Consider the following 13,019-nt stretch of genomic DNA (forward strand, 5'->3'; position numbering starts at 1 on the left):
TTACTTCATGCCGGTTCCGGCGATTCCCGTAGTGATGTAGCGCTGCAGGAACAGGAACACGATCGTCACCGGGACGAGACTGAGGAAGGTCATGGCAAGGATATAGTGCCATTGCACCGAGAACTCGCCCTGGAACGCATTGAGGCCGACCTGAAGGGTGAAGTTCTCGCGGCTGCTGAGCACGATCAAAGGCCAGAGGAAGTCGTTCCACCGCCAGAGCACGGAGAAGATTGCCAGCACCGCGAGCGCAGGCGCGGTCAGCGGCAGGATAATGCGCCAGAAGATGCGAAACTCGCTGGCCGCATCCACCCGCGCCGCCTCGATCAGCTCGTCGGGGATCGTCAGCATATATTGCCGGAGCAGGAACACGCCGGTCGGCGTCGCCACGGTCGGGATGATGACGCCCCAGAGATTGTCGACGAGGCCGACCCCGACGACGACGAGATAGGCCGGCACCATGACGACGGTGAGCGGGATCATCAAGGTCGAGATGATCAGCACGAAGATCGCCTTCTCGCCGCGGAAGCGGTACTTGGAGAGTGCGAATGCCGCAAGCGCGTTGACGATCAAGGTCAGGATCGTCGCGACCAAGGTGACGAAGACCGAATTCTTCAGGAAGGTCAGGAAGCTGAAGCGGGTCAGCGGATCCGTGTAGTTCTGCGTTGCGACCGTCAGCCGCTGGACCGGCGAAATGCTCTTAGTGTCGACGCTGACGGCCTTGGCGGGGTTGTCGGGATCGACCAGTTGCGCCTTGAGTCCGATGCGGCGGACCATCGCCATTTCGCGGGTTTCGCCGTCGATCGTCGCAGTCCAGAGGCTTAACGGCTTGTCGTAACCCCGAACCTCCACCAGCACCGTCGCGACGGGCAGCAAGGTCGGCGGAAAGCGGGTGATCTCCGCCTCCGGTTTCAGCGAAGACAGGCCCGCCCAGGCGACGGGAACGAGAACGGCGAGCGTGCCGCCGATCAGCCACAGCCAGGAGAGGACATCGGTGATGTCGATCCGGCCGGGGCGGCGGGTGCGGGTCAGGAAGCCGATGGCGTTGAAGGTGCCGTGCATGATCAGGACTCCACCTTGCGGCTCAGGCGCAGTTGCCCGAGGGTCAGGATGAGAAGAACCAGCCCCATGAGGACGGAGGCGGCGGACGCGAGCCCGAAGAGCCTCAAATCCCCGGCAAAGGCCATCTGGTAGATATACTGGACGAGGAAGGTGTTGGCCGTGCCCGGACCGCCGCCATTGGTCAGCACCCATGCCTCGTCGAAGATCTGCACCGAGCGGATCATCAGGAGGATCAGTACGACCAGCAGGTTCGGCCCGAGCAACGGCAGGGTGATCCGGAACAGGGTGCGGGTCGGCGAGGCGGCGTCGATCGCCGCCGCCTCGTAAAGATCCTTCGGGATCGCCTGCAGACCGGCGAGCAGGATCAGCGTGTAGAAGCCCATGTGGAACCAGACGGAGACCACGACGACGAAGAAGCGCGACCAGCCGACATCGAGAAGGAAGATTTCCGGCGGCACGCCGAGCATCTGGAGGAAGGCGTTCAGCAGGCCGTTGCGGTCGAGAAACCATTTCCAGATCAGACCGATGACGACCGGCGACAGAAGCACCGGGTAGAAGAACATGGCCCGGAAGAAGCCGCGCGCGGAGATCGCGCGATTGAGGATCAGTGCGGTAACCAGCGCGACGAGCAGCGTGGCGACGACATTGAAGCCGACGAACCAGAGCGTGTTCCAGATCGCCGTCCAGAAGAGCGATTCCTCGCAGCTTCCCGGCGCGAGATAATCGGCGCAGGAGAGAAGCTTGCGGAAATTATCGAGCCCGACAAAGGGGCGGTTGGAGATAAGGAGATCGGTGCCGCCGGTGAAGGCATAGCCGATGGCGATGGCGATCGGCAGGAAGGTGAAGATGCCGAAGAGCACGAGGTTCGGCGCAAGGAAGACATAGGGCATCCGCCGCTTGCCGATCAGCCGCTCGACGGCGTTGATCGGCGCTTCCACCACGGCCATGGCACCGTCGAGCGCCCGGTCCGCAAGTCCTGCCGGCCCGGCCATATCAGGTCCTCCCGCGGCGGCGGGCGAGAGCCAATTCGCTCGCCGGGTCGAAGACATGCAGGCGCTGCTGCTCCGGCATGATCTTGAGAATGCTGCCTGGCGCAGGCGCGAAATGGCCGGGCTGATGGATGATCACCGGCTCCGACTGTCCCTGAAGATTGCCGTAGACATAGGTCTCGGTGCCGAGGCTCTCGTGATACTGCACCTCGAAGGGCAAGCCTTCGTCGGAGAGCATGAAATGCGCCGGGCGGATACCGGCCACCACCTCCTGTCCGGCGGAAACCGCGCCCGGATCGGCATCGCTCGCAAGCAGGGCCGGATGGCCGACGTCGACGAGCACGCGGCAGTCGTCGCTGACGACGGCACGGCCTTTCAAAATGTTCATGCGTGGCGAGCCGAGGAAGCTGGCGACGAAGAGGTTGCGCGGATGATCGAAGAGCTCGAGCGGCGTGCCGACCTGTTCGACGCGACCAGCCCGGAGCACGACGATCTTGTCGGCCATGGTCATCGCCTCGACCTGATCGTGGGTGACATAGATCATCGTCGTCTTCATCTGGCGATGCAGCCTGGTGATCTCGGCCCGCGTCTGGACGCGCAACGCCGCGTCGAGGTTCGAAAGCGGCTCGTCGAAGAGGAAGATCGCCGGTTCGCGCACGATCGCCCGACCGATCGCCACGCGCTGGCGCTGGCCGCCGGAGAGTTGCCGCGGCTTGCGGTCGAGATAGGGCTCGATCGCCAGCATCCGCGCAGCCTCCGCGATCCGCGCCTCGATCTCGTCCCGCTTGAACTTGAGGTTTTCGAGGCCGAAGGCGAGGTTCTTGCGCACGCTCATATGCGGGTAGAGCGCGTAGGATTGGAAGACCATGGCGATCTTGCGCTCGGCCGGCGACAGCGCGGCGACATCGCGCCCGCCGATCGCGATCCCGCCGGAGGTGATGTCCTCGAGCCCGGCGATGATGCGGAGCAGCGTGGACTTGCCGCAACCGGATGGGCCGACGAAGACGACAAAGTCACCATCCTCGACGTCAAGGTTCACGTCGTTGAGCGCGGCAACCGAACCGAACGATTTGTTAAGGTTGGAAAGTTTGAGATCTCCCATCGCCCTGCTCCCATCAGGTCAAATCTTCGATGATATCCGTCGGGTTCCAGCCCTCCGGCAGTCGCGTCGGACGCGTGACCGCCACTTGGTGAGCGGAAAAGCCGCGCACGCCCTTGAGGTATATTGCCGGCACGCCGCCGGGATAGTCGCAAAGTCCGACGACCTTGCCGTCGGCGCCGCGCGTCCAGGCATTCGGCCGCCCCTCCGCTTCCACGCGCGGGGCGATATCCGCGAATGTTGGCCTGAGATCGAAGCTTCGCCCCGTGCCGAGCGGCCCCGGCCCTTGTGCCAGCGTGATGCCGCGAAGCGCGACGTTGTGAATGCCAGCCTTCGAGGTGGAGACGAGATTGATCGCACCTTCCATTCGGCCGCCGATCTCCTCGACGAGCAAATTCTCGACCGCACCGGCCCTCTGTTCCGGCCGCCTGTCGACCACCGTCACGGTCAGCGCTTCGCCGGAGCCCCAGAAGCCGTCCGGCGTCTCGCGGCAATCGACATCAATCCGCGAGAAGCGGATGTTGCGCATGTGGCCGCCGTCGCGGGAGAAAAGGCCAAGTCCGCGGTTGGACCGGACGACCTTGCAATCCTCGAAGACGACATTGGTGAAGTCGCCGAAGGATTCCGTCCCGAGCTTGAGCGCGCAACTGAGGCTCGAAACGGTCGAGCGGCGGACGATGACATTCTCGCAGGTGCCGATCGCCTTTGCGTCCGGCCCGGCGCTGGTCTTGAGGCAGATGCCGTCGTCGGCGGTCGATATCGTGCAATCCTCGACCAACACGCGACGGCAGGCATCGAGCACCAGGCCGTCGGTGTTCGGCAGGCGCCGGTCATTGGCAATCGAGACATTGCGGATGGTAGCATCCTCGCAGTCCACGAGGTGCAGGGTCCACATCGGCGAGCCGGTCACGTGAAAGCCGTCGAGCAGAACGTTGAGGCAGCCTTCGAGGACGACGACGCGCGGGCGGAACTCCGCCGGAACGAAGGTGCCGACCGTCGCATCATCGCCGATGATGAAATGCTCGCCGCCCGCCTCGATCCTGCCGGGCCCGGTGATCCCGATGTTCTCCGCATCGCGGGCGACGATCATGCCGCGGTTCGATTTCTCCGCGATGACGCGGACCGTCGTGGCGCGATAGGCCTCATAGTCCGGGATCGGCCGGAGCAGGGCGCCCTCCGCGAGGTGCAGTTCGACGCCGCTCTTCAGGGTCAGCCCACCCGCCACATGCTCGCCGGCGACAAGCGTGACGCGACCGCCATGCGCAGACGCCACGTCGATCGCCTCCTGAATAGCGGCCGTGGCGTCGCGGCCCGTCGCCTCAATGCGGATGTGCTGCGGGCCCGCCATCAGGTCGTGCCGCCCTTGAGAAGCACGTCGATCAGCAAGAGCATCGTCAGCGCTTGTCCGTACGGCGTCGGCAGGTTGGGGATGCGGCGATAGAAATCGAGGTCGTGGCCCATCGGCGTTCCGTCCGAGACGCCGTGGACGACGCCCTCCTGGTCGATCTGACGCAACACCGCCATCAGTGCCAGATCGGCATGGACCCGATCCGCCTCGGGGAGAATGCCGGCCTCGATGCCGCGCAGGATGCCATAGGCGATCCCCGCCGTGGCGGAGGTCTCCAGTGGCGAGGTCGGATCATTGACGAGGGTGTGGAACATGCCGTCGTCGCGCTGGTGGCGCTTCAGCGAGCTGACCTGACTCTTGAGGACATTCGAGAGGAAGCGCTTGTCCTTCGAGGAAAGCGACGGCACGAGCTCGAAGAACTCGGGGATCGCCACCGTGATCCATGCATTGCCGCGGGCCCAGAAGGCCCTGGCGAAGTTGTGGCGGCCGTTGAAAGTCCAGCCGTGATACCAAAGGCCGGTGATGGGATCGGAAAGATAGCGGGCATGGACCAGAAATTGGTAGACCGCCTCATCGATCCAGTCCCGGCGGTTCGAGATCACGCCGGCCCGGCCAAGAAAGAGGCCGGCCATGAACAGCGTATCGTCCCACAGCTCGCCGTCGTTAAGACGCTCCTTTACCACATGCTGGAAGCCGCCATCCTCGGTCTTCGGCAGCTGATGCACGAGCCAGTCGGCCCAGTCCTCGACCAGGGCGCGGAAATCCGGCCGGTCGACATGCTCGGTCAGGATGGCAAGCGCCAGCATCGGCGCCGTGCTGTTGATTTGTCGCGCCGGCAGCCCGCGCTGGATCTGCCAGGCATACCAGGCGACGAGTTCATCGAGCGCCCTGCGGTCACCGGTGGCGAGCGCTCGGCGCAGGAAACCATAGAGGCCGACGCCGACCTCCCAGTCCCATTCGTCGAACTGGATGCCGCTGGGCTGATCCGCGCCGACAAGGCCTTCCTTTATCCCCTTCAGGCGGCTGAACGCGGCCGCCACCTTGTCGATCGTGATCTTGAGCGACGCTCGCTCGATGGAGATCTGGTTCATCTGCATGCTTTCACTCATGAATAGAAGAGAGGCGCCGGATCCCTGCCGGGAGCGGCACTGTCGAAAGTGATTTCCGGTCTCGGTTGCGTGTGATCGAATGTCATCGGCTGCCCGCCCACCGAGAACGTGCCCTCGTAGGCGAGGCGCAATTCCGGTCGATCGGGTGGCGTCACCGAGAGCATCAGTCGATCGGCGTCGAAGTCGACGGCGGTCGCGATGATCCGCTCGCGGAAGCGCTCGAAATCGGCTGGATCGCCGCAGCTGACTGCGGCGATCCAGCCGGAACGTCGTCCTTCCGAGCGGATCTCCCGTCCGGCGGTCGCGCCCTTCTCCATCATTTCCAGGCCGTTGGTGGCGTGAAGGGCGGCGAAGCCGGCACCGGAGCGAACGAGCAGCCATTTGTCTTCGATCAGCACCTCGTCGAGGCCGTCCCGACCGAGATAAGCATGTGTCCAGCCGTTGCGATGATCTTGCGTATCGAAGATCATCAGTGCGAGATCCCGATGTTGAGCCACGCGCGGGAGCATGCCACTTCCCGCCCAGTAGGAGGGGCGCTGCGTGCCCCAGGGATCGTCTTCACCCGGATGGTTCACCCAGAGCCGCGCCATCGGATGCCCCGAGAGGCGGATGTCGATCACATGCTGCTGATGACCCTTGCGGCCGGTCTTGTGATCGACGACGGTCGAGAGCTGTGCCGACTGGTTCTTGAAGAGGACGAGCTTGCCGGCATCGAGCCCCTGGGCGTAGCGGGCTTCGATGGCACGGCCGGGTTCGAGCCGTGCAAACCCCTTGAGATGCGCCGGCGGGGCGTAATTCGAACAGCAGAACATCGGCAGCGACGCCACGCCCCCGTTCAGCCAGCCCTCTCCAAAGGCGACTTCGGCGAAGGGGGCGAGTTCGGTCAGCGGACCTGCGCGCAATTCCTTGTCATAGGCGCGGCCCTGGGACCCCGCCGGCACGCCGGCAAGCGTGTGGAGCGCGATCATCTCGAAGACCAGGTCGAGCTGGTGGCTGGCGCGCGCCGCAAGGTCAGGTTCCGCCCAATGTTCGAGCGCCATGAGGCCGATGAAGTCGATCGGGTAATAGGCGGCCGAGTTCCACTCGGCGAGCCCATGCGCCTCGACGGCGTCGAACCAGCGGGAGAGGCGCGCCGTGGCGAGTTCCGCCTGTTGACGCCCGGTCCTGCCCGAGGCCGTGAAGAGGGCGTCCGGCAGGCATTCGCCGGCAAGCAGCTGGCTCACATGGAAGCAGAGCACGTGGTTTTCGCTCCAGAACCACATGACGTCGTTGCCGGGCTCGTCTATCCAGTATCGATAGCCGAGCACGGTTTGCCGGATTTTCTCTGCGATCTCCGGCGCGAGCCGACGGCCGTAGCCACGAAGAAGCCAGAGGAGCGGCACCATGACGAAATCGGAGCAATCCTCGCGCCGGCCGATCGCGTGGAGCGTTGCCGCGAAGATCCGGTCGATCGTCGGCTTGTCGTCATCGCCCGCAGCCAGCATGGCAAGGGCCCGGCCGATGCGTTCGGCGCCGAAGCGAGCACTGTAAGCGAGGGCCGTCCGCTTTCGCACCTCGATTGAGGAAGCCCCCGCACCTGGCGAGGTCTGGCTGAGGAATGCAGCATCGATGACACGGGTGATGGTGCCCGCGCCCGATCCGATCGTCAGCCGCACCGCATGATAGCCGTCGGGAAGCCCGCGCGTTCCTGGGATCGAAAGACGGGTTTCGTGCGCACCCAGCAATACCTCGGCCCGCGCGAGAACGGCGCTGTCATGGCCATGGCTGACGACCTCGACAAGGACAGGAAGGTCACGGCCGGGCGGGGTGTCGAAGATGACTTCCAGCGCCTCGTCGACGAAGACGTCTTGGCTCGGACGGACGTCGCGGGCAAGCGCGGCAAGACGGCCGACTTCCTCTTGGTCGAGGGCAATCGGCAGCACGACCGTCAGCGACGCCTCGTCCAGGAGTTCGAGTTCGAAGAACCAGATCGTGTCCCGCTCGGCGAGATCTTCCGTATGCAGCAGGATGTCGTTGTCGCCCGCCTCTAGTGCGAGCGTCAGATCGCATGCGCTTTCGACATTGCGCTGGAACGGCTTGAAGCGGACCTGCTCGGTGCCGTTCACCCAGATGCGCACGCCGCCGCAGGTGCTGAGCCTGAGGTTCAGCTTCCGCGCTGTCTGACATCGGAACGTGCCCTTGAGCCAGCGGCGGACATGGGTCGGGGTGTGCCAGAAACCGGTGAATTCCACGCGGCGGTTTGCGCCCGGCAGGTTCAGGCGGGCCTCCGGCCAATTGCGTTCCGGCTCGATCGCGCGGCCGACCATCTCCGCCCAGAAGGCCTTGCGGCAGGGCAGGTCCCCGACCTCGACGAAACCGTTGAGGAAGCGATAATCGACGCGATCCTCGGCCGGTGCAGCCACGCCCGGAAAGTCCGCGCGGATAAGTGCGGACACGATCCAGGCGGTGATCGTCTCGCCCTTTGAAACCCGATAGGTCGGCTCGGACGAGGCCGCGATCGTCGTGGGATTGCTCTCCATAGATCGCCTCCCGCGGATCCAATGAAAACTTTTTCATTACTGTCTCGAGCTGTAGCGCGACGTCGCTCGAGCGGTGTCGCAAAATAAACGGCTTGACCTTTGCTCTGTCAAGTCGCAAAAAAGAGAAAACCGACTACGGATGAGGAATTCCGGCTCGGCCAATGAAATTATTTTCACGGAGGAGGTGTGTATGTCGAAGCTTTTTTCGGGTGTAAGTGCCCTGGTATTCCTCGTCGCGGCCGGCGCGGCGCAGGCCGAAACCAAGACGATCACATTCGTGTTCACCGATGACGACCAGGGCTATGTCGAGCGCATGGCGGAACTCAGCCAGGAGTTCGAGGCCGCCCATCCGGACGTGAAGGTCAACTTCGTTTCGTCCGGATACGATGCCGTGGTCAAGCAATTGCCGGTGCAGCTTGCCGTCGGCGAGGGCCCCGACGTGGCGAAGATCGCCGATTGGCAGCTCGCGCCCTACTATCTCGACATGCGTCCGTACATGAAGGACCCGGAGGCGTTCGCCAAACTGCATGGAGGAAGCCTCGACCAACTGCGCCTGCCGGGCATCAACGATCCGAATTCCATAAACGGCTATGTGGCGTCGCAGACCCTCAATCTGCCCTTCGTCAACAAGACCCTGTTCGAGCAGGCCGGCGAGCCTCTGCCCGGACCGAAGGCAAGTTTGAAGGAAATCGTCGAAGCCTCGGCACGGGTCGCCAAGGCGACGGGCGTGCAGATACCCTTCACCATGGACCGCTCGGGTCATCGCTTCTCGGGTGGGGCCTTCTCCTACGGCGCAACCTATGTGAAGGACGGCAAGTTCAGCTTCCCGGACGAGGCGGCGAAGAAATATATCGCCGATCTCTACGCCTGGGCCGAGGACGGCAGCTTCCCCAAGGAGATGTGGGGCGCGGCCGGCGGCTCTCAGTACAAGAACATGGGCGACGAATTCGTCAACGGCAATGTGGTGACCTATCTTGCCGGCAACTGGATGGTGAACCCGTTCCAGACCAAAATCGGTGACGGCTTCGACTGGACCGCGATCAATGCGCCCTGCGGCGAAGCCGGCTGCTTCGCCATGCCGGGCGGCACCGCGATCGTCGGCTTCAAGCGCACCAAGCATCCCGAGGTCGTGGCCGAGTTCATCGAGTTTCTCGGCTCCGAGAAGATCCAGCGCGAGATCGCCGAAAACTACGTCATCCTGACGGGCGCGGACATCAAGGACCCGCAATACAAGCTTTCGAGCGAAGACGCCAAAGCATCCATGGCGGTCTTCCTCGACAATAAAAAGAATGTGCCGGAGGCCGCGCGCGAATTCGAGCGCATGAAAGGCGGCACCGCCCTTTACCAGCAGATCGTGCAGCGCATGAGCCAGCTGATCGTCGGCGAATTGTCGCTCGAAGAAACCTACAAGGTGCTGGAGGACGACGTCCGCAAGATCAACGAGGCCGTCTCGACGCAGTAGACGGCGCGCCGGATCTGTCCGGCGGCTGGGGAAGCTCTTCCTTCCGGTCCGGCGGCTCGACAGGCTCTCCTTCGGGAAGCTCGTCGGGCCGCGGTTCCTTGACGGGCGGGTCCGGAATGCCGAGCGGGGGAACCGGGTTCGGGGGGATGATCCCGGGTCCAGGACCTGGGCCTGGCCCTGGACCTGGACCTGGGCCGATCGGGTCGGGTGCCATCATCGAACTCCTTCGCTATTTTATATCGCCCAAGCGCGCAGCGGTTCCGGGGCGGGCGGATCCGTCATCTCCGTCGAAGGTCTATGTCGCTGGTCGCCACGCGGTTTCCCGTATTCGGATCGACGTCGATGGTCGTAAGCTGCATGCCGTTCTCTCCCACTTTTCGCAGAACCATGTTCGCGCGATGATCGCCATTCACCGGTTCCGCCCAGCGGACGGCAAGATTGATCGCATTCCCCTGGCGCGCGCCCGTCAGCCTCGACCGGCCGCCCTTCGGTCCGACATAGGTGCCGCGATACCGCCTGCCGTCAAACCTGAGATCCGCACTGATCGCGCGCGAGACCACGATCAGGCCGCGGCACCTGCCTCGCATGGAAAGGGCAGGACCGGCACTTTTCGTGTCGAAGCTGCACGAAACGTTGATCGGGGCGGAGTCGGCGCGAAGGCGCACGGAACCACGTCCCACCCAGTCGCCTTCGAGAGAAGCCAGGAAGGTCTGTTCGTCAGCCTGCGCGGTTCCCGCCGGCACGGTCAATATGGCTGCAAGCAGAAGTCTCCGGATCATTCTCCTATCTCCCATTTGCAGCACTGTGCCGCGAGGATCCCCAGATGAGATGCGCGCGCTGTGGTCCAGCCGGCATCGGGCAAACGCGCGGCCACCGTCGAGGTTCCCGCCGGACGGAGGCAGCGAGTTTCAGGGGCGAATCTTCTGACGCATCGGGCCGAAATCGTATCGGATATCCGGAAAGCTCGACGCGCGGATCAAAGAGCTACAGCGGCCTTTGCGCGTGTGAAAAGACGCCCGGTGCCGTGGAGGCATCTTGCGTCCGTTTAGCGGCCTATCTTGCGAATTTCTTCGCACCGGCAACACAGGCGACGATCGCGAGCGTAGCGGCAAGCATGGTCCAGCTCACGCTTTCGCCGAGGAAGATCGCCGCGAGAGCAAGGCCGAAAAACGGCTGCAGCAATTGCAGCTGTCCGACGGCGACGATACCGCCTTGCGCAAGGCCACGGTACCAGAAGACAAAACCGACCAGCATGCTGAAGATCGAGACATAGCCGAGACCGATCCAGGAGGCCGCGCTTGATTGTGCGAGGCTCACGGGCATGGTCAGGAGCATCAGCATGGTCATGGCCGGAAGCGAGAGCACGAGCGCCCAGGAGATCACCTGCCAGCCGCCGAGCTTGCGCGACAGGCTCGCACCTTCGGCATACCCGAACCCGCAGGCAAGGATGGCGGCCAGCATCAGGAGGTCGCCCGCCGGCGACGCTGCGAAGCCTTGCCTCAAGGCGAAGCCGACGACGATGGCGCTGCCTAGGCCGGAGAACAGCCAGAAGGCCGGCCGCGGCCGCTCGCCGCCGCGGACGACGCCAAAGACGGCTGTCGTTACCGGCAGGAGCCCGACGAACACAATCGAGTGGGCGGAGGTGACCTGTTTGAGCGCGAGCGCCGTCAGAAGCGGAAATCCGACCACGACGCCCAGCGATACCAGAAAAAGCGACAGGAGATCGCCACGCTCCGGTCGCCGTTCCCGGAACGCGAGGAGGAGTAAGCCGGCAAGTGCCCCGGCGATCACTGCGCGAGCGACGGTCAGAAACAGCGGATCGAACTCCATCACCGCCACACGCGTCGCCGGCAACGAGCCGCTGAAGACCAGAACGCCCAGAAATCCGTTGACGAAACCGCTCGTCGTCTTTTCCATGCAACTCTCCTTTTTCCTGTCGGGTATCGGGCGAAGTCGTTGGCACTTCCAGATACAATCCGGTACAGTTTCTCCAAACTGTTATGGTCATGGAAACGGTACGGATGGTTGTCGAGACGCTGAACGCAGAGGGCGAGAGCTTGATCGACAGGGTGATGGCGACCGTCAGGAATCGCATTTCCAGCCGCGTCTTGACGCCCGGTGCCAGGCTGCCGTCCATCCGCGCCTTCGCGACGAGCATGAAAGTGTCGAAGTCGACGGTGGTGGAGGCCTATGAAAGGCTTGCGGCCGAGGGGCTGATCCGCTCGCGGCCGGGCTCCGGTTTCTTCGTCGCTGCGCCGCTTGCGCCCTTGTCGCTTGCCGAGATCGGCCCGAAACTGGACCGCGAGGTCGATCCCCTCTGGATTTCACGGCAGGCGCTCGAGGCCGACGATGCCGTCTTGATGCCCGGCTGCGGCTGGCTGCCTCCAGGCTGGATGCCGGCGGACGGCTTGAGGCGTGGCCTGCGCGCGCTTGCCCGCGGCAACGCCGCGACCCTCGTCGATTACGGACCGCCACTCGGATTGCTGCCACTGCGTCAGCTTCTCGCCCGCCGCCTGGCGCCGCGCGGCATCGAGGCCTCGCCCGAGCAGATCCTTTTGACGGAATCCGGCACGCAGGCGATCGATCTTCTCTGCCGCTTCCTCCTGAAGCCGGGTGACGTCGTGCTCGTCGACGACCCGTGCTACTTCAATTTCCTGGCGCTCTTGAGGGCGCATCAGGCGGAAATCGTCGCAATTCCCTATGAGCCGTCCGGACCGGATATCGGTGCATTCGCCGAGGCGCTTTCCGTGCACCGGCCGCGCCTCTACATCACCAATTCAGCCCTTCACAACCCGACCGGTGCGACGCTGGCGCCGCTGGTCGCCCACCGTCTGCTGAAGCTTGCGGACCAGTCGGGCCTGACGATCATCGAGGACGACATCTTCGCCGATTTCGAAGAGACGCCGGCGCCGCGGCTGGCGGCCTTCGACGGGCTTGAGCGGGTCGTGCATATCGGCAGCTTCTCGAAGTCGCTGTCGGCGGCCTTGCGCTGCGGCTTCATCGTGGCGCCGCGCGGCTGGATCGAACCGCTCACGGATCTCAAGATCGCCACAAGCTTCGGCGGAACGGGATTTTCCGCGCCGCTCATGCTGACGCTCCTGAAGGACGGCAGCTACCGCAAGCATATGGAAGCCGTGCGCGGCCGGTTGGCCAAGGCGATGGCGGAGACAGCGTTAAAACTCGAGCGGATCGGCATAACCCCTTGGCTGGAGCCGCAGGCAGGGATGTTCCTGTGGTGCAGGCTGCCGGACGGCGTCGATGCGGCCGAACTCGCGAGAAATGCGCTTGCGAGAAACATCGTGCTCGCGCCCGGCAACGCTTTCAGCCATGCGCAGACGGCCGGCGGTTTCCTGCGCTTCAACGTCGCCCAGTGCGTGGATGAGCGGCTGTTCAGGGAAATTGCTGAGCTTATGGGCTGAGGCGGCTCCAGGCCT

The 13,019-nt window shown here is 64.0% G+C and carries 10 protein-coding genes; 2 read left to right on the plus strand and 8 right to left on the minus strand.

Going from position 1 to position 13,019, the window contains the following annotated elements; translation table 11 throughout:
- Genes EKH55_RS20695 through EKH55_RS20720 form a run of 6 tightly spaced genes read right to left on the minus strand, consistent with a single transcriptional unit; the run spans position 1 to position 8,123 of the window.
- Entirely contained in the window at positions 1-1,059 is a 1,059-nt protein-coding gene (locus EKH55_RS20695; protein WP_151612916.1) for a carbohydrate ABC transporter permease, read from the minus strand.
- A gap of 2 nt (positions 1,060-1,061) precedes the next feature.
- On the minus strand, positions 1,062-2,051 hold the full coding sequence (locus EKH55_RS20700) for a carbohydrate ABC transporter permease (RefSeq protein ID WP_151612918.1): 990 nt from the start codon (positions 2,049-2,051) through the stop codon (positions 1,062-1,064).
- 1 nt (position 2,052) lies between these two features.
- Positions 2,053-3,150: an ABC transporter ATP-binding protein gene (locus EKH55_RS20705; protein WP_151612920.1), complete on the minus strand. Its 1,098-nt coding sequence runs from the start codon at positions 3,148-3,150 to the stop codon at positions 2,053-2,055.
- 13 nt (positions 3,151-3,163) lie between these two features.
- A complete protein-coding gene (gene pglB, locus EKH55_RS20710) occupies positions 3,164-4,495 on the minus strand; it encodes a polygalacturonase PglB (protein WP_151612922.1) in 1,332 nt (443 codons plus the stop codon).
- The gene (gene bglB / locus EKH55_RS20715; protein ID WP_192803875.1) at positions 4,495-5,586 is read right to left on the minus strand and encodes a beta-galactosidase BglB; all 1,092 of its coding nucleotides are present in this window, start codon (positions 5,584-5,586) and stop codon (positions 4,495-4,497) included. Before bglB ends, pglB begins: the two co-directional genes overlap by 1 nt.
- Positions 5,587-5,600: 14 nt before the next feature.
- Positions 5,601-8,123 (minus strand): hypothetical protein, encoded by a 2,523-nt coding sequence (locus tag EKH55_RS20720; RefSeq protein ID WP_151612926.1) that lies wholly within the window; start codon positions 8,121-8,123, stop codon positions 5,601-5,603.
- A gap of 190 nt (positions 8,124-8,313) precedes the next feature.
- Between EKH55_RS20720 and EKH55_RS20725 the strand changes: the two genes are divergently transcribed.
- A complete protein-coding gene (locus tag EKH55_RS20725; RefSeq protein WP_151612928.1) occupies positions 8,314-9,585 on the plus strand; it encodes an ABC transporter substrate-binding protein in 1,272 nt (423 codons plus the stop codon).
- Between the two features lie 278 nt (positions 9,586-9,863).
- On the opposite strand, the gene EKH55_RS20735 is transcribed toward EKH55_RS20725, so the two are convergent.
- Positions 9,864-10,364: a hypothetical protein gene (locus EKH55_RS20735; RefSeq protein ID WP_151612930.1), complete on the minus strand. Its 501-nt coding sequence runs from the start codon at positions 10,362-10,364 to the stop codon at positions 9,864-9,866.
- Positions 10,365-10,638: 274 nt separating this feature from the next.
- On the minus strand, positions 10,639-11,502 hold the full coding sequence (locus EKH55_RS20740; protein ID WP_069457235.1) for a DMT family transporter: 864 nt from the start codon (positions 11,500-11,502) through the stop codon (positions 10,639-10,641).
- An 83-nt stretch (positions 11,503-11,585) separates the two neighbouring features.
- Here EKH55_RS20740 and EKH55_RS20745 point away from each other — a divergent pair, with 83 nt between their 5' ends.
- Positions 11,586-13,004, plus strand: a complete 1,419-nt coding sequence (locus EKH55_RS20745; protein WP_192803855.1) for an aminotransferase-like domain-containing protein — start codon at positions 11,586-11,588, stop codon at positions 13,002-13,004.
- Positions 13,005-13,019: the final 15 nt, after the last annotated feature.

The sequence above is a fragment of the Sinorhizobium alkalisoli genome (assembly GCF_008932245.1).
Classification (GTDB): domain Bacteria; phylum Pseudomonadota; class Alphaproteobacteria; order Rhizobiales; family Rhizobiaceae; genus Sinorhizobium; species Sinorhizobium alkalisoli.

Excerpts from the sequence above, each read along its gene's own strand:
- EKH55_RS20695 (WP_151612916.1), bottom strand. The coding sequence starts at position 1,059 with ATGCACGGCACCTTCAACGCCATCGGCTTCCTGACCCGCACCCGCCGC.
- EKH55_RS20700 (WP_151612918.1), bottom strand. The coding sequence starts at position 2,051 with ATGGCCGGGCCGGCAGGACTTGCGGACCGGGCGCTCGACGGTGCCATG.
- EKH55_RS20705 (WP_151612920.1), bottom strand. The coding sequence starts at position 3,150 with ATGGGAGATCTCAAACTTTCCAACCTTAACAAATCGTTCGGTTCGGTT.
- pglB (WP_151612922.1), bottom strand. The coding sequence starts at position 4,495 with ATGGCGGGCCCGCAGCACATCCGCATTGAGGCGACGGGCCGCGACGCC.
- bglB (WP_192803875.1), bottom strand. The coding sequence starts at position 5,586 with ATGAACCAGATCTCCATCGAGCGAGCGTCGCTCAAGATCACGATCGAC.
- EKH55_RS20720 (WP_151612926.1), bottom strand. The coding sequence starts at position 8,123 with ATGGAGAGCAATCCCACGACGATCGCGGCCTCGTCCGAGCCGACCTAT.
- EKH55_RS20725 (WP_151612928.1), top strand. The coding sequence starts at position 8,314 with ATGTCGAAGCTTTTTTCGGGTGTAAGTGCCCTGGTATTCCTCGTCGCG.
- EKH55_RS20735 (WP_151612930.1), bottom strand. The coding sequence starts at position 10,364 with ATGATCCGGAGACTTCTGCTTGCAGCCATATTGACCGTGCCGGCGGGA.
- EKH55_RS20740 (WP_069457235.1), bottom strand. The coding sequence starts at position 11,502 with ATGGAAAAGACGACGAGCGGTTTCGTCAACGGATTTCTGGGCGTTCTG.
- EKH55_RS20745 (WP_192803855.1), top strand. The coding sequence starts at position 11,586 with ATGGTCATGGAAACGGTACGGATGGTTGTCGAGACGCTGAACGCAGAG.